15 protein-coding genes and 1 pseudogene are annotated in these 19925 nt (G+C 53.3%); 15 read left to right on the forward strand and 1 reads right to left on the reverse strand.

Annotation, left to right across the window (positions count from 1 at the left end; translation table 11 throughout):
- Positions 1-73 precede the first annotated feature (73 nt).
- The 10 genes and pseudogenes from AC2FLB_RS20535 to AC2FLB_RS20580 form a co-directional block, all read left to right on the forward strand.
- A pseudogene (locus tag AC2FLB_RS20535) lies at positions 74-259 on the forward strand (DDE-type integrase/transposase/recombinase); the annotation flags it as partial.
- 259 nt (positions 260-518) lie between these two features.
- Positions 519-1276, forward strand: a protein-coding gene (locus tag AC2FLB_RS20540; protein WP_496709981.1) for an IS5 family transposase whose coding sequence is annotated in 2 segments (ribosomal slippage) — positions 519-855 and positions 855-1276 — 759 coding nt in all. Because the reading frame shifts where the segments join, the coding sequence is not laid out codon by codon here.
- A 230-nt stretch (positions 1277-1506) separates the two neighbouring features.
- Positions 1507-3534: a galactosyltransferase-related protein gene (locus AC2FLB_RS20545; protein WP_496709982.1), complete on the forward strand. Its 2028-nt coding sequence runs from the start codon at positions 1507-1509 to the stop codon at positions 3532-3534.
- An 81-nt stretch (positions 3535-3615) separates the two neighbouring features.
- Positions 3616-4419, forward strand: coding sequence for a hypothetical protein (locus AC2FLB_RS20550; RefSeq protein ID WP_496709983.1), 804 nt, complete (start codon positions 3616-3618; stop codon positions 4417-4419).
- Positions 4420-4503: 84 nt separating this feature from the next.
- Positions 4504-5283: a sulfotransferase family protein gene (locus AC2FLB_RS20555; protein ID WP_496709984.1), complete on the forward strand. Its 780-nt coding sequence runs from the start codon at positions 4504-4506 to the stop codon at positions 5281-5283.
- Between the two features lie 258 nt (positions 5284-5541).
- Positions 5542-6126, forward strand: coding sequence for a hypothetical protein (locus AC2FLB_RS20560; protein ID WP_282021689.1), 585 nt, complete (start codon positions 5542-5544; stop codon positions 6124-6126).
- Between the two features lie 589 nt (positions 6127-6715).
- Positions 6716-7216 (forward strand): type II toxin-antitoxin system HicB family antitoxin, encoded by a 501-nt coding sequence (locus AC2FLB_RS20565; protein WP_282021690.1) that lies wholly within the window; start codon positions 6716-6718, stop codon positions 7214-7216.
- Between the two features lie 878 nt (positions 7217-8094).
- Positions 8095-8886 (forward strand): FecR family protein, encoded by a 792-nt coding sequence (locus AC2FLB_RS20570; RefSeq protein WP_246097172.1) that lies wholly within the window; start codon positions 8095-8097, stop codon positions 8884-8886.
- A 181-nt stretch (positions 8887-9067) separates the two neighbouring features.
- A complete protein-coding gene (locus AC2FLB_RS20575) occupies positions 9068-11188 on the forward strand; it encodes a CHASE2 domain-containing protein (RefSeq protein ID WP_496689139.1) in 2121 nt (706 codons plus the stop codon).
- A gap of 85 nt (positions 11189-11273) precedes the next feature.
- The gene (locus AC2FLB_RS20580; RefSeq protein WP_496709985.1) at positions 11274-11477 is read left to right on the forward strand and encodes a hypothetical protein; all 204 of its coding nucleotides are present in this window, start codon (positions 11274-11276) and stop codon (positions 11475-11477) included.
- Positions 11478-12009: 532 nt separating this feature from the next.
- Here AC2FLB_RS20580 and AC2FLB_RS20585 read toward each other — a convergent pair.
- On the reverse strand, positions 12010-12639 hold the full coding sequence (locus AC2FLB_RS20585) for a response regulator transcription factor (RefSeq protein WP_246097171.1): 630 nt from the start codon (positions 12637-12639) through the stop codon (positions 12010-12012).
- Positions 12640-12858: 219 nt separating this feature from the next.
- Between AC2FLB_RS20585 and AC2FLB_RS20590 the strand changes: the two genes are divergently transcribed.
- Genes AC2FLB_RS20590 through AC2FLB_RS20610 form a run of 5 tightly spaced genes read left to right on the forward strand, consistent with a single transcriptional unit; the run spans position 12859 to position 19804 of the window.
- Positions 12859-14100, forward strand: coding sequence for a pyridoxal-phosphate-dependent aminotransferase family protein (locus tag AC2FLB_RS20590; protein WP_496709986.1), 1242 nt, complete (start codon positions 12859-12861; stop codon positions 14098-14100).
- 16 nt (positions 14101-14116) lie between these two features.
- Positions 14117-15313, forward strand: a complete 1197-nt coding sequence (locus AC2FLB_RS20595; RefSeq protein ID WP_496693072.1) for a malate--CoA ligase subunit beta — start codon at positions 14117-14119, stop codon at positions 15311-15313.
- A complete protein-coding gene (gene sucD, locus AC2FLB_RS20600; RefSeq protein WP_281972634.1) occupies positions 15313-16203 on the forward strand; it encodes a succinate--CoA ligase subunit alpha in 891 nt (296 codons plus the stop codon). The genes AC2FLB_RS20595 and sucD overlap by 1 nt, the downstream gene beginning before the upstream one ends.
- Entirely contained in the window at positions 16203-17174 is a 972-nt protein-coding gene (locus tag AC2FLB_RS20605; protein WP_142635199.1) for a 2-hydroxyacid dehydrogenase, read from the forward strand. The genes sucD and AC2FLB_RS20605 overlap by 1 nt, the downstream gene beginning before the upstream one ends.
- Positions 17174-19804, forward strand: coding sequence for a phosphoenolpyruvate carboxylase (locus AC2FLB_RS20610; protein ID WP_496709987.1), 2631 nt, complete (start codon positions 17174-17176; stop codon positions 19802-19804). Before AC2FLB_RS20605 ends, AC2FLB_RS20610 begins: the two co-directional genes overlap by 1 nt.
- The last annotated feature ends 121 nt before the right edge of the window (positions 19805-19925 follow it).

Genomic DNA, 19925 nt, shown 5'->3' on the forward strand with positions numbered 1-19925 from the left:
AGCTGGCCTCCATCGCAGATACCGGCTTGAATAACGATCAGAGGTCGCTGTGAATCCCTTTCATCAACACGACCTAACGATCAGGGTCAAGCGGAAGCTAAATTCCATCGATGTCATCGATGCTCTGACCGACTTGTTCATCCTGCGAGGCACACCGTCCTATATCCGTTCAGACAACGGCCCTGAGTTTGTTGCACGGGCCGTTCGGGACTGGATTGCCGCTTTCGGCGCCAGCACGGTATACATCGAACCGGGATCAACCAGCGATCACAGGTTGAAGCTCAAATCGGCAGATGGAAACAGGTTATAGGTGATGGCCTGCAAGCGCGTGATTTTGGCCGTCAAATCGCCGAAACGAAAGTAACGGCAAAGGCGCTCAACCGCATGACAGGTCTCGGTCGTGCGATGTATGAGCGCGTCATCTGAAGTGATGGAGTAATGGGTAAACTCGCCTAGGGTCAAGACCCATTGATTTTTGTCCAGCGGCGTGATTCACGGTTTGAAAACGAGCGGTGAACATGTCTGATCTTTTCTGGCTTACGGACGCGCAGATGGCGCGTCTTGAACCCTTCTTCCCGAAGTCGCATGGCAAGCCCCGCGTCGATGACCAACGTGTGTTGAGTGGGATTATCTTTATTAATCGCAATGGGTTGAGATGGCGCGACGCCCCGTCGACCTATGGCCCGCACAAGACGCTCTATAACCGCTGGAAGCGGTGGAGCGACAAAGGCATCTTCGCCCAGATGATGGCAGGTCTGGCTGCCGAACACGGCGAAGAGAAGACCGTGATGATCGACGCCACCTACTTGAAGGCCCACCGTACCGCGACCAGTTTGGGCGTTAAAAAAGGGGGCGTGGACGCCTGATCGGCCGCACCAACGGCGGCATGAACACCAAGTTGCATGCCATCTGTGACAGCCGGGGACGTCCACTCAACCTGTTCGTCACCGCCGGTCAGGTCAGCGATTACATCGGTGCACGAGCATTGCTGAGCAGCCTGCCGGACGTCGATTGGCTGCTCGGGGACCGCGGATATGATGCCGACTGGTTCAGGGAAGCATTGAAAAACAAAGGGATACGCGCCTGCATCCCTGGACGGAAGCAACGGAAAAAACTGGTAAAGTACGACAAGCGCCGCTACAAAAAACGCAACCGGATCGAGATCATGTTCGGCAGGTTGAAGGATTGGCAGCGTGTCGCAACGCGATACGACAGATGCCCGAAGGTCTTCCTGTCAGCCATCGCCCTCGCAGCACTCGTTATCTACTGGCTATGAGTCCTGACCCTAAGTCATGATCCATGCAACACAGCCTGACAGAACCAAACATAGTCTTGCAGGTGTATTGTAAAGCTCGCTAGAGTTCGATAGGTGCCAGCAAGAGCTTCGGGGTTGTGGGTTAGTTTGCAAGATCCGCAGTCGGGGCAGCTACAAAATTTACATAATGTCAAAATACCAATAAATGACATTCAGTGCGAATTTATGTTGGACTATGCGCGGAAAGCGAAATGAATACTTCAAAAATAAAATTGGATACTCTTCAGGCGTCTCTAAAGGATAAACCGTCAGACGCAAGAGCTGTCTTTCAAAGTATGGTTCGCACTCAACTGTCAAAAAGGAATTCTAAGTCCAGAGAAGATATTGCATCGACTTTTGTCGGACTACTTCAGCGCCCCGAACTACGAAATGAACTGCCAAGAGTGGCATCTTCTAACAAACGATTTGTGACCAACTGCGGCGTTCAAAAGGGTGTTTCATTGGTTACATGCTGCATGAATAGAAACGCACATTTAACCGAAACGATTCCGACTTGGCTAGCCCATGATGAAGTCGACGAAGTTGTCATAGTTGATTGGTCTTCTACGTATCCGGTTTCTGTCACGTTGAGAGACGCTGGCATTGAAGATCCGAGGGTGCGAATAGTAAGAGTTGAAGACGAAGGGAGTTGGATACTTTCGCACGCTTACAACCTTGGATTTCGAGCGACCTCCAGGTCAATAATTCTCAAAGTAGACAGCGATGTGCTGCTCAGCTCGACATTTTTCGAAGAAAACGATTTAGCCGAAGAACTCTTGATTGCAGGAAACTGGACATCCGCAGCCGAAGGACAATCACATGTGAACGGGCTTTTTGCCGTTGGTCGAGATCAACTACTTGCCGTCAACGGTTTCAACGAACGGATTGTTACATACGGTTGGGATGACGATGATCTTTATGAACGCCTCACGCAATCGGGTGTTCCAAGGCAAGATGTAGCATCACAAACAATCCGCCATATCGATCATGAGGATATCGGACGTGTTGCACCTTCCCAGAAGGAGTTTTTGTGTGCATGGGATGAAATTGAGGCACTTCCCATATTCTGGATTAAATTGAACAAAATTCTGGCGACATCAGCATCCCCGTGGGACATCTCCACTCCTATGTCCAAGTTCAATTCGCTGACAGAAGCCAAGGCCATGACGACAGTACGGAGAAGCCAACCATTCGGCGTAAATCCATCTCTGATTGGATCACGAACCGAACGCGCAGAAGCCGCTATTCAAGCCCTGGAATCCAGATTGGGGTCGTCGGTTATTACCGCTCCGTTATCGTCTGTGGACGATGCATTGGCGACTCTGGATCTCAATGACGCAATTTGGTCTATTTCGTCAGACAATGAGAACCTGGTGTCGATACCGCAACCGCAAAAGCACATCAACTCCCGGCCAAAACTGATAATCGATGCGCAGCACGGTTTGGGAAACCGTTTGAGGGCAATTGGATCGGCTGCAGTTTACGCTGAAGCGACCTCACGCGAACTCGTCATTCGGTGGATACGGGATGAACACTGTGATTGTAATTTTTCCAGCTTATTCGAATTCGAAGGTGCAGTTGAAAGCGATCTAAATGAAAACTATGATAACGCCCTAAAGCTGGATTTGATGGACAAATCAGTCAGGCATTCTTTTTTATCAAAGCCTAAAATTCACAAGGCACAAGATGTCATTGTGAAGTCGGCGTACCGAATAATTGGCGACCACAAAACGATCGATCAAGAGAGGAAATTTCTCCGCGCTCTAAAGCCCGCTGTCCGAGTTCAAGAGCTTATTGATTCCGTACGGTCCCCGAATGATGTCTCAGTTCACATCCGAATGAGTGGGGGTGCTACGAAACGCCAGGAAGAAGATGTTCCCGGTGATTGGACAAAGTCCGAAGAGGAAATGATTAGGCGGGCCAGAGACAGGTCTCACTATGGATACTTTTTTAAGAGATTGGATTCTCTTTTAATGGAATCCAGCAGTCTCAGTATATTCCTCGCTTCAGACAACGCAGAGGCATATGAGACCTTCGTTTCAAAATACTCAGACAATGCGGTTTGGCTCCCTAGAACCGACTACAGCCGATCAGAGGATCAACTAGTTTACGGGCTTGCAGATATGCTGTTGCTTGCCCGCGCGCCCATATTGCTAGGCAGCAGTTGGAGTTCATTTACTGAAGTGGCCCATTATTTTTCTGTCAACCAAATGCTTGAGATTTCGGGAGTGGATTTTTGACCCTTCCAGGCGCGCGAAATACTTTCCCAAGGCAGCCAGATTCAGAATCCGAGCAGTGCCCTCTCCAGCCATGGTTTCCAAATGAGTGATGCAAAAGTAAGAGACGTTGCCCTAGAGCAAGTTATGTCGATGCGGCCCGTTCGCTCGACTTCAGTTGTAATCATTGAAGGACACAAGCCTGTTGAATGGTCTGAGGCGTACCAAAAAGCAGGGTTTGCCAACGTTGCCATCGCAACATTTGATCAATTGGATGAAGTAGTTTCCCAACAAGGCGAATTTGATCCTTCACATAGAGTAATTCATGTAACTGCTGGAGTTCCAGCAGACTCACTATACGAAGCTCAGAGAAGTGTAGAAGCCATAGCAAAATACGCCAACTTTGTTGTTTTTACACCTAAACCGAATTCGTTTCAACTGAACGAAAGCCTGATGATTTCATGGCCAAGCTTTTGGGGAATTTTATTTCTCGTTGAGAATTTTTGTCTTTTCGACCCTATTCGACCCGCAGTCTGGAATGAAAGTTTCAGCGATTGGGATACAATGCAAAGCACCGTTGTTTTTGCTCGAAACAAAGAAATTCAAGCGGAAAATAATCTGTCAAGCCTTGTCGACTACGTGCATCCTTCAATAGTGGAAATGAACCTAAAAAAAATTGCGCGTTTGGAAGACATAATATTGAGAGGTTCATCAATACCGGTAAACGCTTCGCGAGATATCTACTTTTATTTGCCGAAGCGGTATAGAAGTAAGAAATATGAACTCAAGATTGTCAAAGAACAGCGTAAATGGTGGTTTGTCGCACTATGTTCACCTTGGCGTTTCTCCTATTGGAATGATCTTTGGAGGGTGCAGAGAAGAAGGAAGCGTTTGAATAATGTTAGCTGAAAACCGGAAGAAACGCATTAAATTTGAAGAGCCTTCACCCGCCTATAGGTTAATGTCATGCTAAGGAGCAAGCGGAAGGGTAGAATGAACTCAAGAGTTCATGAGAATTTTATTTACTTGGAAAGTAAAAAAATTGCTTTTGGCTATGTGCCGAAAGTTGCATGCACGAATTGGAAAATTGTTCTTCGAAGGCTAATGGGGCATGAAGACTTTAATCGAAAGGACATAGCGCACAATAGAGAGAAATCGGGGTTTCACATTCTTGACAGAACAGTCAAAGAAGATTTCGAAGTGCTGAGCAACGAAGATGTCAAGAAAATAGCATTTGTTCGCGATCCATATTCTCGCATACTTTCGGCCTATTTGAACAAGTTTGATAGCATTAATAGACGAATAGATTCACCCAAAAGCAAAGACTATTTCGACTTAGTTTTCGATGATGTTATCAGGTTTGAAAGATTCGATAGGCCAAAAGGTTTCCGGGCCAGGATTGCAAATTACATCTACGCTCCGAATACGGTCAATTTTCTTACGTTCTTGGAATGGATTAAAGCGAAGAGGAAGGGATCGTTTTATGCAAACGATGAACACTGGACACCGCAGTGTGAAATTTTGCAGCATCCAACTGTTAAGATTGATTTTCTAGGTCGTTTCGAGAATATGGCCCACGACGCAAAAATCGCCTTACACCAAATGGGTGCAGATTTCGAATTTCCAACGCAAGCGGATGTCGGATTTAGCCCAACTAAAGCTGACGAAAAATTGAAGCGGTTTTATGCCAAGGAACACGTAGATTTGGTTAATGAACTTTTCTCCCGTGATTTTGATGTCTATGGTTACCCACGATGGGATGAGCGTGGCTGACACACTCGGTACTCTGTTATCTTTCTCTCGATGCCATTTGTCTTTGCCAGTGAAATTGTCAAAGCATTGCAAAAACTTGCTTGCTCGGTCTGCTATTGCTACAGAGTACCTAAAAATCGTGAAACTTAGGAGTGTCGGCGTGCCACTGGAATTGTATCGACCTAGTAGCATTTTTCCCGGTAAATCATGAGAGCTTTGCTGTCGAAGAATCTTGTCGCGTTGTCCAAGCCAAGATGTGGGTCAACTAGTCTCCGTCGCATGATCGACCCTCACCTTGCCCCTGGGGATATTGCCGTTGATACTGCCGGGCAGCTTCCATCGCTGCATCCTCATATCACAGGTCCATTTCTTGCCCAATATCTGTGCGAACGGAGGCACGATGTTTCAAAGTTATCTTTCATAATTACAGTTCGTGATCCAATCGAGATGCTCTGGTCATATTGGAAATATTTCAAACCAGATATTTTGTGCCGATACACCTTCACAAATGGCTGGGATGCTTCAGCACCGCTTGATTTTGAAACGTGGGTATGTACTGGCAAGCTTGCTATACGAAAGGAATGGTTGGAACTCGGGCCGAGCTGGATATCGGTGGAAAACCTTTCGCCACTTAGCCTAGAGGCGCGTGCCGCGGGTTCGGACGGGGAGTTGATGGTAGACCACATCTTTCGCTTGGAAAACGCAGCTGAACTAGCAAAGTTTTTATCCGAGGTCATCGGTACCAGAGTTTCAGAGGTTCGTACGAATGAATCATACGACAAGAATCTACCAAAATTGGGGTGCGAATCTCGAAATCATATAAGAAGTATGTTCCCTTTAGAATCCCAATATTACGGTGTTTAGCTTGTTCTTTTGGAACTTTGTTGAACAAAAATGCCGTAAGGACTCACTGCGTGAATCCATCGTTAGGCGCGCAGTGGAGTATTGTGAAAACTCGGGAAGTATTGTTTCGGTCTCACGGCAGTAATCTCCATAGTTGATTGTAACGGTGGCTGCGTGAGCTGAGGGAGGCCTTCCCTGCCCGGCGGGCTGCGTTGCTGGAGGCGCTTGAGTGGTTTGATTTTGATGCGCTGCTGAAGAAGGGTTTTGAGGCAGAGGTTTCCGATATCCAGATCGCGCGGAAGCATGGGATTGCTGCCAAATGGATTCAGGAGCAGAGGCGCAGGTTGGGGTATCCGGCCTATATGGGGTACCCGTCGTGTCCGTCGTCAGAGTTTTTGGAACCAAGAGCGGCGTAAACTAAGTGAGTATTCGGCTCATCTGTTTGGTTTGATGATGCAGCGCGCCGCCAATGTGATCCATGCCCTTGTCGTCGAGATATTCCGCCAAGTCGGCGTCGACGTAGGATGAGCCGTTGAGCTGAACAGCCGGTGTTTCGGCCGTTCTTGCGGATGGTACGAAGGACGACCCAAACCTATTTACGAAATCTTTTGTGGAACTCGAACAGCCTTGTTCTATCAACTCGATCAAAACCAAGATAAAAGAGGAAGCTATTAATCGGAAAGTGCCTTATCCCATGAATTATCTAGCGATTGTTCACCACGATCCAGCGTCCTGCTATGGCGTGAGTTTCCCGGATGTGCCGGGCTGTTTTGCCGCTACAGATAAGGCTACTGACATCCTCAAAAACGCGATCGCAGCTCTCGATGACTACTTCTCGGATTTTGCGGAAATTCCGCAGCCACGTGACATCGAAACAATTCGTACCGAAGTGGCTGGGGACTTGGCGCAAGGAGCATATCTCTTAGCGGTTCCCTATATCCCGCGCGACACAATCAAGGAGCGCCGCCAAGTGAACCTAGAGCGCGGCGTCTGGGACGCTATAGATGAGGCAGCCAAAACTCTGACAAACGGCAATGTCTCGGAATTTCTCGGTCTCGCTGCCCGCAATGAGATCCTCGTCCGCCAAGGCCAGATTGCTCTCGATGATTGAGTGGCGCGCCCTCAGGTAGGAAACCGACGCTCATACTCAACTTCTGTTGTCAACTTCAACAACGATGCCATATTCCACATTTGACGTTTATAGCGATTAGCTGACGCAAGTGTGTTCTGTGAGTTCTCTTTTAGACGGGCTTTGCGCGTTTGGGAGCGGCATCGTAATGCCCCAGCTTGTTGAGTCGGAGAGAACATTTTTGTGCCGTTGGTACGGGATCTTTCTGGCCTGCGTGTCGTGACATCCGCGACAGCGCGCGGGCGTGGTGCAAAACTGGTGCAACACGCCCGCGCGCTTCTGGTAAGTATTTGGTTTTTATGGGGCTTTAGAGAATGGCTCACCCCTTAGCAGGGGAGCGCCTTCGACCACTCGGCCACGTCTCCGCTGGCCGGTGTATTCGATAAGCGCCAAGAAATACAAGGGACCTCGTGAAAAAATCTTCAAAAAGTCAAATCCATGATGTCTATGGCTTTCTGGCTTGATCAAAGGCAGCCGCGAAACGTCACCCGCAATGCGTGTCTGCCGGGCCTTCCATAAGGCGATCAGACCCAAGAGACATCGGCTGGGAAAGCGAGCGACGGCCCAACGAAACACTGATTTGAAAAGGGCCCTGTCCGAGACACCGGCAATGTACAAACAGAGAGTTTCCGAAGCTCCGGGTCAGCCCAATTAGGTGGCAATTTTCTCCAGCTTCATAGAAAACTTGCCAAACACATAGGCATTAAGGCATATTTGCTTAGATTTTTTACAAATAATACAAAGAAATAAATTCCACGAGGCACAGACCGGGCAGCGGGCGCATTGCGCTCTGGAATAACCTTGGGGAAGGGATAATTAGTTTGGTCTGGTTAAGAGTGTTGTGTGTTTCCTGTTGTGTTTTGATACTGCCGTCGCAGATCCTGGCCAACATTGGTACTGTCGTAAGCGTCAAACAAGGCGCAGAAATTACCCGAGCCGGGAATTCCCGGCCACTGCTTGAAGGCATGGAAGTTGCCTCGGGTGATTCCATATCCACAGACAGCAGAGGGGTAGTTCAGCTGATCTTTGTTGACGAAACGAAGATCGCGATAGGGCCTAATGCAAAGATGGCGCTGGATGTGACCATGTTGCGAAACAAGAAGAAGGCCAAGAATTTTGCCGTTCAGGCCTTGGGTGGAAGCTTTCGTTTCATCTCGGGCAACAGCAGAAAACGTGCCTATTCCATCCAGACCCCCACTGCGACAATGGCTGTGCGTGGGACCATATTCGACATGTGGGTTGTGCCTGGCACCCAAAGCTCGATGCTGGTGCTGGAAGGCACCGTGCAGATGTGCGGCCTGAAAGGCGGCTGCAGATCAACTGGACGTCAATGCAGCCTGTTTGCCACCAGTCAAAAAGGCAAGGTGGGCCGCCCGGCCGATCAGGCACAGTACGACGAAGCAGTGAAAAATGGATTTCCGTTCATTCAGTCTCAGGAACGGCTTCTCAGTCCGCTGCGCGTGAATATCGAAGGCTGCGCCGGAGAATCAGCACCAGTGCAGCCCATCGAAAAATCCGACGCTCCCGAGCCCCGCCCAGCGCCCCCGCAGCGGCAAGCGGTGAAGGCTTCGGTAGCATCTGCACCCGTTGAGGCGCCCAGTATAGAAGGCGGTGCAGCGCCGGATACGAAACCGAATAGACCTGTTAACTGAGCATCGGCTGATATGGGTAATCGGTAATGTCGGGCAGTGAAAGCGACCACTGTCTTCGGAGGCAACCGTGACGGGTAAGTCGAAAGAACGGAGCACTCGCCGCAGGGGTTTTCGCCTTGTGGGTTTGTGCCTGATCCTGTTTGGATGCTTTGTCAGGGTCATAGATCCGTTTCCCGTGCGCATGACTCGGCTGATATATTTCGACATCCTTCAGCGCATGGCCCCACGCGATTACACCCCCGACCTGCCAATCCGTGTTGTCGACATAGACGAACAGTCACTGGCCAACTGGGGGCAATGGCCATGGCCGCGTAATCTCATGGCTCAGATGGTTGAAAACCTCGGCCAAAATGGCGCTGCGGTCATCGCTTTTGACATGCTGTTTGTCGAACCCGACCGCTATTCGCCTGCTCGATTATTGGAAGACCCTGCGTTGGCCGAGGTGCTCTCGGTAGATGAAGACGCCCAAAACCTGGACAACGATGTTTTTTTCGGAGCCGAAATCGCCAAATGGCCGGTTGTTCTGGGTGTAGCGGCCCGTGTAGCCGATGATGGTCAGCCCGTCATATCCAAGGCGGGGATCATCGAGATCGGTGAGTCTCCGACCTCAGGGCTCGTCCAGGTTCCGCATTGGACCCCTCCTGCTCCGCCACTTTATTCAGATGCAACAGGCATTGGGGGCGTGAATGTCTCACCACTTGGTGGGACCGGTGTGGTCCGCCGGGTCCCGGTACTTTGGGGGGGACCGGATGGCGCCCTGCCAAGCCTGGGAATTGAGGCCCTTAGGGTGGCCTTGGGGGAAACAGTCCTTTTCGCCGAGGGCGCGTCCGATGAATCCGGTGTCATGCTGGCGCTTGAACTGGGCGATTTTCGATTGCCAACAACTCAGAACGGCGAAGTCTGGATCCGGTACAGGCGAGACCGGCCTGAACTGTATGTTTCTGCCAATGACGTTATGACGAATCCGGATGATCCTGCGCTGCGGTCCCGGATCGAAAACCAGATTATTCTTGTTGGCACCTCTGCGGCGGGTCTGTTTGATATGCACCAGACCTCGCTCGGAGAATCCGTGCCCGGCGTCTCGATCCACGCGCAGTTACTTGAACAGGTCCTAACGGGCGAAATGCTCAGCCGATCCGATGTGACAGCTGCGCTTGAGTTGGTCTCATTCGTCTTACTGGGGTTAGTGGTCGTCGCCGTCATGTCCAGCTTTGGTGCGGTCGCATCCTTCATTGCGGGTGGCGTATCTGCAGCCGTAGTTGTGCTGATCAGCTGGATGGCCTTTCAAAATCAACTCGTATTATTTGATGCAACCTTCCCACTTGCTGGTGGGATGGCGAATTTCGGGCTGTTGGCCGGATATCTATTCATTTCGACCGAGCGCGAGAAAAGAGCGATCCGAAAGATTTTTTCTCACTATGTCGCTCCTGAAATTTTGGATGAAATGGAAGGCTCGGACCATCAGTTGGTCCTTGGTGGAGAAACACAAGAGATCACCGTCATGTTCGCCGACATCCGTGGATTTACCCCGTTATCCGAGTCGGTTTCGGCCACGGAGCTCGTCGCCATTCTGAATGAGCTGTTTTCACAGGTCGGAGATCAGATTTTGCACGAGCGAGGCACAATCGACAAATTCATCGGCGACGCAGTCATGGCGTTCTGGAACGCTCCGCTTCCGGTCGAAAATCATCCCTGTCGCGCTGCACGGGCAGCCTTGATGATGCGCGGTGCATTGGCACAGTTCAATAGGTCCGAAATCATGCGCGAACGGCCACCCATTGCGCTGGCCACTGGCTGCGCGACAGGACAGGCCTGTGTGGGCAATATCGGGTCGCGGCGGCGGTTCAATTATACTGTGATCGGAGATGTGGTGAACGTCGCCGCCAGGATCGAACAAAGCTGCCGACATGTCGACTATGACATCTTGGTTTCGAATTCAGTTTACATTCTAGGCAAACAAGAGTTGGCGATGTTGGAAGCTGGGTTTGTGGACCTGAAAGGAAAAAAGAACCTGGAGCCCGTTTACATACTGATTGGCGATCAGGACATGCTCGACAGCGAGGCATTCCAGAACTTACGCGATGCGCATGCTCAACTTTTGTCGGCCATACGTGCGCGCGAACCGCTGGAGCGCACCGATGAGCTGCGCCAAAACTGCATCGACATTGCCAAAGAAATCGAACCCGGTCTTCTATCCTTTTATCGAGCGCTGTCTGGGCGCACTGCGGATTTTCTGTCCGATGTCCAATCAAACAAGCTGTTGTTCAGTCATCACGCCCGTGAAGGACAAAATCTGGCCTAGCGGGCCCAGAGCCATTGCAACTTTCAAGCGAGCATGTGAACCCCATAGAACCACCCAGAAGCAGGCACGGAAGTTTGGGAACCATATGGCTAAGGCCAATTCATCCATCCTGAACTTGGCTCCTTACTTCTGGCCTGAAGAAACTGGATCAGCACCTTACTACACCGAGCTGACCCAATTGGATGCTCATCGTGAAACAGACGCCATTATGGCCTATGTTCCGACTATCCTGACCTTGTTTGGCGCCCACACGCTTACCGAAGCAATCAAAAATGGCACGTCGCAGTAAACGCGTTTTTCGCCCCCAAACACAGACCAGCCTGCAGTCTCCTGGCCATTTGCGGGTCGGGCTTCTAAGCAACCTGTCCCGCGAGAAAGGGCTGTACGATTTTCTTGAAACAGTCGGATCTCTGCACTCTCTCGGGGTTGATGTCGAAATGATCCTGGCCGGACCGGCCCACTGGAGCAAGACCTGACCTCGATCAAAGCCGCCGTCGCCAAAGACGAGATCAGATGGGACGGCCCGCTATATGGCGAAAAAAAGCAGCAATTTTAGGGTGAGATTGACGTGTTTCTGTTTCCAACTCGATATAGTATCGAAGCTCAACCAACTGTAATCTACGATGCCTCCGCGTCGGACACAGCCGTGACCTCTTTCGCGCGTAGAGCTATCGAAGAACAGGTTCGGGTTTGCATTGCGTCCGTCGCCGTCGATCAGAGCTTTTCCGAAACCGCCACCCAATTCCCCACGGGTTCCTAAGAAAGTCCGATCACGCGACCAACAGAATGACCACACCATTGGAGCATTTGGGCAAATCTATCTAATGCGAGGCCGCATTAGACGAATAGTAATACGCGATGGCCTGCGTCCTATTTTTAACCGATAGTTTTTCGTAAATGTTTGACAGGTGAAATTTCACGGTATTGGTCGATATCTGAAGCTCTTTGGACAACTCGCGGTTGGACATGCCCTTGGCTAGAGCTTCCAGAATCGCGCGCTCTTTCCGCGACAGGCTGTGGATCGGATTCTGTTGCATCTGGCGGACATCGATGAAGGGGAACACCATCTTGCCAGCAGCCACGTCCGCGCAGGTTTCCAGCAACGCTTCAACTTCACCAGACCGGGATGAGAACCCCGCAGCTCCTGCCTGCATTGCAAGGCGCGGAACATCTCCGACATCATCGCCGTAAATGACAAAACGGGGCGCGCCTTCCTGTTCTCGCAAAACCTCGATCAATTTGGCCGCGCCAAGAACCGGCAAGCTCCAGGAGATCACACACACCTGGACCGGAACTCTCATGACCGCGCCCAGGAACCCTTCAGCAGTCGCCGATGTGGCAACCAAAGAGAATCGCGGATCACGTTCAAAAATCTCTGACATGGCCGATAAGACCAGCGGATTGTTGTCGGCAAGCATGACGTCGATCGGTTGTTGTGAAGGCTCTGTCATTGATTTTACATCCAAATCCTCAAGAAACTACCCATTCGTATAGGGCAAAACTTGGTATACTTCGGTATTCTTGCCAATACAGGTAGGTTTTTCCCCATCCCATTAGAAGTCCTAAAGCAGTAGTAAGTTACGTTGCGCGATGACGCAAGCAAGGCTTTCCTGATCCACAACGAGATGTCTGGGCGTGGTTGACCACCCCAACGATCAAGGAGGATCGCAATGACTTTCCAGATTTATCCAACGCTCGAAATCCCCGAGACGCTGGCCGCAGGCCCCGGGCCGGGCAATACAGACGCGCGCGTTCTACAAGCCTTTTCCAGCGCCGGAGTTGCGGATCACATGCAGGGCGACGTTTTGCGCGGCATGATCGAATGCAAGCACATGCTGCGCGAAATCTGGGGCACCACGAACATATACACCTTTGCGGTCGCGGGCACTGGTTGGAGCGCTTTGGACACCATGTTCTCGGCTGTCATGCCCGGTGACAAGGTTGTTGCGTTCAACAACGGGACCTTTTCGGGCATCGATACACTGACCCTTCGGATCAAGGCAGCGACACCGGACGAACATGCTGCCAACCCCTTGGATCCGCAGGCCGCCAGTGTCACGATCATCGACGTGCCGCATGGTCAGTCGGTGACCGGTGACTTGGTCGAAGCTGCACTGGCTGAACACAAGCCCAAATGGGCGTTTATGGCGCATTGGGAAACGGGATCAGGACGCATCAATGATTTGCGCGGCTTCTCGGATGCCTGCGAGCGCCATGGTGCAATGGGTCTGATCGACGCCGTTTCGTCTTTGGGTGTCGAAGATTTCCGGGTTGATGATTATCCGGGCATCGCGGGCTGGGCCTCTTGTCCGCAAAAGGGCCTGTGCTGCTTGCCGCTTACCTATGCTCCCGTCAGCTTTACCGACGCATATATCGACAGCCTGAAAGCAACGGGTGCCTACAGCTATGTTCACAATCCCATTTTCGAGGCCCGCCACTGGGGCATCGTCGATGGCCAGGATGTTGAAAAAGGCACATATCACCGAACACATTCGGGCTATGCCGTCGCGGCCTTTCATGAATCGTTACGCCTGACCCTGCAGGAGGGGCTAGCGAAGCGCGCGCATGCCTACAAAACGCACGAGGCCGTGCTGCGCGATGCCGTCATTGCGATGGGCTGCGAGGTCACCTCGGACATGTCCAGCCTTGTGGTGCTGAACCTGCCCGCTGAACTTGCAGGCCGCGAAATGGAGCTGGTGCAGAATTGCCGGGCCCGCGGCTTTGGCATCTGGCCAACCCTCAGCGCCCCTGTTCAGGTCCGCATCGGCATCCTGAACCAACTGAATCATCAGTCGATCGGCCGCATCGTGCATTTGTTTGCCGAAGCAATCCGCGAGATGGGTGGTTCGGTGAATCTCGAAGCGATCGAAGCGCTTCTGGAAAGCCGCTACGGCACATCTATCGCTGCATAAACGGGAGGAAATGCAGATGGATATCCACGAATATCAGGCGAAAGAACTTCTTTCGAATTTCGGCGTCGAAGTCCCTTCGGGGGCCTTGGCCTACAGCCCCGAGCAAGCTGCCTATCGTGCACGTGAGCTGGGTGGCGACAAGTGGATTGTAAAGGCCCAGGTTCACGCAGGTGGCCGCGGCAAAGCTGGGGGCGTAAAGCTCTGCAATTCGGAAAGCGAAATATACGCAGCCTGTGACGAGATGTTTGGCCGCAAGCTGGTGACGCATCAGACCGGCCCCGATGGCAAAGGCATCTATCGCGTCTACGTCGAATCTGCCGTTCCGATCGATCGGGAAATCTATCTGGGTTTTGTGCTCGACCGCTCAAGCCAACGCGTGATGATCGTCGCCTCGTCCGAGGGCGGAATGGAGATCGAGGATATTTCCGCAGAACGCCCTGAAAGCATTGTCCGCTCCATCGTCGAACCTGCGGTAGGTCTGCAGGAGTTTCAGGCGCGCGAGATTGCCTTCAATCTGGGACTGGAGCCCCGTCTGATCCAAAACATGGTCCGCACCCTCCAAGGGTGTTACGCCGCTTTCAACAAGCTGGACGCGACCATGGTTGAAATCAATCCGCTCGTCATCACCGGTGACGATCGCGTGTTGGCGCTGGACGCCAAGATGAGCTTTGACGACAACGCCTTGTTCCGCCACCCGCAGGTAGCCGAGCTTCGCGACAAAAGCCAGGAAGACCCCCGTGAAAGCCGCGCGGCGGATCGTGGCCTGTCTTATGTCGGGCTGGACGGCAATATCGGCTGCATCGTGAATGGTGCCGGTCTGGCCATGGCGACGATGGACACGATCAAGCTGGCCGGGGGAGAGCCTGCAAACTTCCTCGATATCGGAGGCGGCGCGTCACCAGAACGTGTTGCCAAAGCTTTCCGATTGGTACTGTCCGACAAGAACGTCCAAGCGGTTCTGGTCAACATTTTCGCCGGCATCAACCGCTGCGACTGGGTTGCCGAAGGCGTCGTGCAGGCTCTGAAGGAACTGGATATCGACATCCCAGTCATCGTGCGCCTTGCCGGGACGAATGTAGAAGAAGGTCAGAAAATACTCGCCAAGTCCGGCCTGCCGATTATTCGTGCAACAACATTGATGGAAGCTGCCGAACGCGCCGTTGGTGCATGGCAAAACGATTTGACCCAAAACACCAAGATGAGGGCTGTGTAATGAGCATTCTTCTGGACCGCGACACCCGCGTTATTGTTCAGGGCATCACTGGACGTATGGCACGCTTTCACACCAAGGATATGTTGGAATACGGCACCAATGTTGTTGGCGGTGTCGTCCCTGGCAAGGGCGGCGAAATCGTAGAAGGCGTGCCTGTCTTCGACACTGTCAAACAAGCGGTCACGGCCACCGGCGCAGAGGCCAGCCTTGTCTTCGTGCCGCCCCCGTTTGCGGCGGATTCGATCATGGAGGCCGCAGATGCCGGTATCCGTTATTGCGTTTGCATAACCGACGGCATCCCGGCGCAGGACATGATCCGCGTCAAACGCTATATGTATCGCTATCCCAAGGACAATCGCATGGTGCTGACCGGCCCGAACTGTGCTGGAACTATCAGCCCTGGCAAGGCGCTGCTGGGGATTATGCCGGGCCATATCTACCTGCCGGGCAATGTCGGCATCATCGGTCGTTCGGGCACGCTGGGCTATGAAGCCGCGGCGCAGCTGAAGGAGCGTGGCATTGGCGTCTCAACCAGCGTCGGTATCGGTGGCGACCCGATCAACGGCTCGTCATTCCGCGATATCCTTGAGCGGTTCGAACAGGATGAGGACACCGAGGTCATCGCCATGATCGGCGAAATCGGCGGCCCTCAGGAAGCCGAGGCGGCCGAGTATATCCGAGACCACGTCACCAAACCCGTCGTGGCCTATGTCGCCGGTCTGACCGCACCTAAAGGCAGGACCATGGGTCATGCCGGCGCGATCATCTCGGCATTTGGCGAAAGCGCCTCGGAAAAGGTCGAAATCCTATCGGCGGCGGGTGTGACTGTTGCTGAAAACCCTGCGGTAATTGGCGAGACCATCGCCCGCGTCATGGGAGAGGCTGCGTGATGGTCAAACCTTCGGTCCTTGTCACCCGTCGCTGGCCCGCCGCCGTCGAGGCGCAACTGGCCGAAAACTATAACACCGTACTCAACATCGGGGACAAACCATTGTCCCCGGCCGAGATCCGCGATGCGTTGAAACGCTATGACGCGGTTCTGCCCACGGTCACCGACACGCTCAGCGCCGAGGCGCTGGACGTATCTGCGGCGCAAACCAAAATCCTCGCCAATTATGGAGTTGGTTACAGCCATATCTGTGAACCCGCTGCGCGCAGCCTTGGTATGACCGTAACCAATACGCCGGATGTCTTGTCCGAATGCACGGCTGATCTGGCCATGACATTGCTGCTGATGGTAGCCCGCCGCGCCGGCCAAGGCGAACGTGAGCTGCGCGCGGGCGGCTGGACCGGCTGGCGTCCGACCCATCTGGTCGGCACCAAGGTCAGCGGCAAGACTCTGGGCATCATCGGTTTTGGCCGCATTGGTCAGGAAATGGCCCGTCGCGCGCACCATGGGTTCGGCATGAAAATTCTTGTCCAGAACCGCAGCACTGTCTCGCCCGAGGTATTGAAACAGTTCAACGCAACTCAGGTCGATACCGTGGACGATCTGCTGCCGCACTGCGATTTCGTCTCACTGCACTGCCCGGGTGGGGCCGCAAACCGGCACCTGATCAACGGGCGCAGAATGGATCTGATGAAGCCCAACGCCTTCCTCATCAACACTGCGCGCGGTGAGGTCGTGGATGAGCACGCACTTGTGCAGTCGCTGATGTTCGACACGATCGGTGGGGCTGCTTTGGACGTGTTCGATGGCGAACCTCGCATTAGCCCGGATCTGTTGCAATGCGACAACCTGGTGATGCTACCCCATCTGGGTAGCGCCACAAAAGAATCGCGCGAGGCCATGGGTTTTCGCGTACTCGACAATCTGGCCGACTTCTTCGCAGGTCGCACCCCGCGGGACCAGGTGATCTGATGCAAGCGCTGGCCCGCAATATTCCGTCCACCCCGGACCCTTCGGGCTATGCCGAGGAATTGCGCTCGGAACTGCGGGCGTTGTGGCGGAATATTCTGTCGAAGCGGGCGCCGCATGTGGCGACATGGGCCGAGGCCATGCCGTTGCAACCCATCCCTACAGGGCTCGAGGCAACGCCGTATCTGCAAGCCCTATCGATCTGGTTCCAACTGTTACGCATCATTGATGAAAACGCCCATGTCCGGGACCGGCGCCTGACCGAGACCCTAAGTGGCGCGGAATCGGTCGAAGGCGGGTTTGCCGAGGTGTTGTCTGAACTGCAATTAACGGACAGCCAGACAAAAAAACTGACGGCTGACCTATGCGCCGGTCCCACCCTAACCGCGCACCCGACCGAGGCCAAACGGGTCACCGTTTTGGAAATTCACCGGCGGATCTACCGCAATCTTGTCAGTCTTGAAGTGCAACGATGGACCCCGACCGAACGCACCGAATTGCTGAATGGTCTGGAAGGCGAGATTGATCTTTTGTGGCTGACAGGCGAACTTCGTCTGTCGCGCCCAAGCCTGCGCGACGAGATCGAATGGGGGTTGCAATTCTTCCGGGATGCAATCTTTGACGCCGTCCCGCAGGTCATGGATCGGTTCGATCAGGCCTGCCTGCATGTGTTGGGTCAGACTCTAGCCAAAACACCCAACATTCGCTTTCACAGCTGGATTGGCGGCGACCGGGATGGCAATCCGAATGTCACAACCGAGATGACCGCACTGGCCCTGCAACGCGGCCGTGAAACGGTTCAGGATCTTTATCGTCAGGCCATCGATCAAGCTGCAAGCCGGTTGAGCATCAGCGCGCTCATATTGCCGCTTCCTGAGCCAAACCGTGCACGTGTACAAGAAATTATCGACCGAACTCCGGACGGCGATCGCAATCGAAACGAACCGTTCCGGCAAGCTCTCAATGCCATTCGCTATCGGCTGACCGATGGCGGCTATGATCACATCTCACAATTCGTAAGCGATCTTGGGGCACTTGATGCGGCTTTGTGCGCGGTCAACGCCGACGTCCTGGCACAGAGGCATATCCGTCCGCTGTGCCGCGCCGCTGCGGTTTTCGGGTTCCGAACCACAACCCTGGATATTCGTCAGAATTCAACCGTCACGAATGACGTTCTGACGGAAATTTGGTCGCAATCCGGACATGCTCCGGAATATGGCACGCCCGACTGGTCTACCCGTCTGCGATCAGAGCTGGCAGATCAAAACCTGCCCTATCAAAACCGCGAGGTGCTGAGCGATCAGGCGCAGGAAATGCTGGCGCTTTTAGCGCTTGTTCATAGGGTTCGCTCGGGGCCGGACCCCAAGGCAATTGGGCCATTTATCCTGTCCATGACCCGGTCTGCCGATGATATTCTCGGTGTGTACCTGCTGGCCCGCTATTCCGGTTTCGGGTCCGAGACACTGGATATCTCGGTGGTGCCATTATTCGAAACGATTGCAGATCTTCGCAATGCCCCTGCGATCCTGCTGGACGTTTTGGCAGTACCGCTTGCCCGCCGCAGCCTCAAAACCGATGGAAATGAAATCGAAGTGATGCTGGGGTATTCAGATAGCGGCAAGGATGGCGGGTATTTCTGCTCAACATGGGAGCTGGAGCGCGCCCAACGTCGCATCGTGACGGCACTGGCTTCGCAAGGTTTCAAGGTCACGTTTTTCCATGGACGCGGCGGCTCAGTCAGTCGGGGCGGCGCTCCCACTGGGCGGGCGATTGCTGCGCAGCCCAGCGGAACAATTTCCGGGCGCTTGCGCGTAACTGAACAGGGCGAAGTTGTTTCGACCAGATACGCCAACCGCGGAACAGCCGCGGCCCATCTGGAACTGCTCCTCTCAAGCACGTTGCGTCATACCGCCAATCCCGGCGAAACCCTGGCACGGCCCGAGTTCGACGACGCGCTGGATGCTCTGTCGGAACTGTCACAGACAACCTATGTCTCGCTTTTGAAGATGCCAGGCTTTCTGGACTATTTCCAGCAGGCCAGCCCGGTCGAGGAATTAGCCCGCCTGAAAATAGGATCTCGTCCGGCACGTCGCTTTGGCGCGGCCAGTCTGGATGATCTGCGCGCCATTCCATGGGTTTTTGCCTGGTCGCAGAACCGCCACCTGATCACGGGCTGGTATGGTTTTGGGGCCGCAATGGCCAGCTTCCGCAAATTTCGTGGCGCGCGCGGTGATGAAGTGCTGCAGGATATGTTTCAGCACTCCCGGCTGTTCCGCCTTGCCGTCGATGAGATGGAGAAATCGCTCTATCAGGCGGATATGGGCATCGCCGCACAATACGGCGAACTAGTGCACGATGAGAACACCCGACAAATCGTCTTTCAATCAATCAAAGCGGAATACGATAGCGCCTGCAGTGCAGTGCAATTTCTGACGGGAGGACAAACTATCGGACACCGTTTCCCTCGCCTGTGCGAGCGGTTTGATCGCAAACGGGCTGAACTGGCCCGCATTCACGCGCTGCAGGTCGAATTGCTGCGACAAGCTCGAACCGAGCCTCAGGCAGGATCGGTTCCTGTTCCCCTGCTGCAATCGATGAACGCTATTTCCGCTGGCCTTGGCTGGACCGGCTAACCCTTTTAGGAGGTTTCAAAGTGAACGCCCCGCAACGCACTCAAGGTTTTTTCACCCAGTCTCTCTCAGCGCGCGACCCAGAGCTGTTCGGCTCGATCACGTCCGAGCTGGGCCGTCAGCG

The organism is Ruegeria sp. CDSA236 (genome assembly GCF_059611285.1).

Bases quoted from the DNA above. Each gene is read 5' to 3' on its own strand.
- AC2FLB_RS20545 (WP_496709982.1), top strand. From the start codon at position 1,507: ATGAATACTTCAAAAATAAAATTGGATACTCTTCAGGCGTCTCTAAAG.
- AC2FLB_RS20590 (WP_496709986.1), top strand. From the start codon at position 12,859: ATGACTTTCCAGATTTATCCAACGCTCGAAATCCCCGAGACGCTGGCC.
- AC2FLB_RS20550 (WP_496709983.1), top strand. From the start codon at position 3,616: ATGAGTGATGCAAAAGTAAGAGACGTTGCCCTAGAGCAAGTTATGTCG.
- AC2FLB_RS20595 (WP_496693072.1), top strand. From the start codon at position 14,117: ATGGATATCCACGAATATCAGGCGAAAGAACTTCTTTCGAATTTCGGC.
- AC2FLB_RS20605 (WP_142635199.1), top strand. From the start codon at position 16,203: ATGGTCAAACCTTCGGTCCTTGTCACCCGTCGCTGGCCCGCCGCCGTC.
- AC2FLB_RS20560 (WP_282021689.1), top strand. From the start codon at position 5,542: ATGATCGACCCTCACCTTGCCCCTGGGGATATTGCCGTTGATACTGCC.
- AC2FLB_RS20555 (WP_496709984.1), top strand. From the start codon at position 4,504: ATGAACTCAAGAGTTCATGAGAATTTTATTTACTTGGAAAGTAAAAAA.
- AC2FLB_RS20580 (WP_496709985.1), top strand. From the start codon at position 11,274: ATGGCTAAGGCCAATTCATCCATCCTGAACTTGGCTCCTTACTTCTGG.
- AC2FLB_RS20585 (WP_246097171.1), bottom strand. From the start codon at position 12,639: ATGACAGAGCCTTCACAACAACCGATCGACGTCATGCTTGCCGACAAC.
- AC2FLB_RS20610 (WP_496709987.1), top strand. From the start codon at position 17,174: ATGCAAGCGCTGGCCCGCAATATTCCGTCCACCCCGGACCCTTCGGGC.
- sucD (WP_281972634.1), top strand. From the start codon at position 15,313: ATGAGCATTCTTCTGGACCGCGACACCCGCGTTATTGTTCAGGGCATC.
- AC2FLB_RS20575 (WP_496689139.1), top strand. From the start codon at position 9,068: ATGACTCGGCTGATATATTTCGACATCCTTCAGCGCATGGCCCCACGC.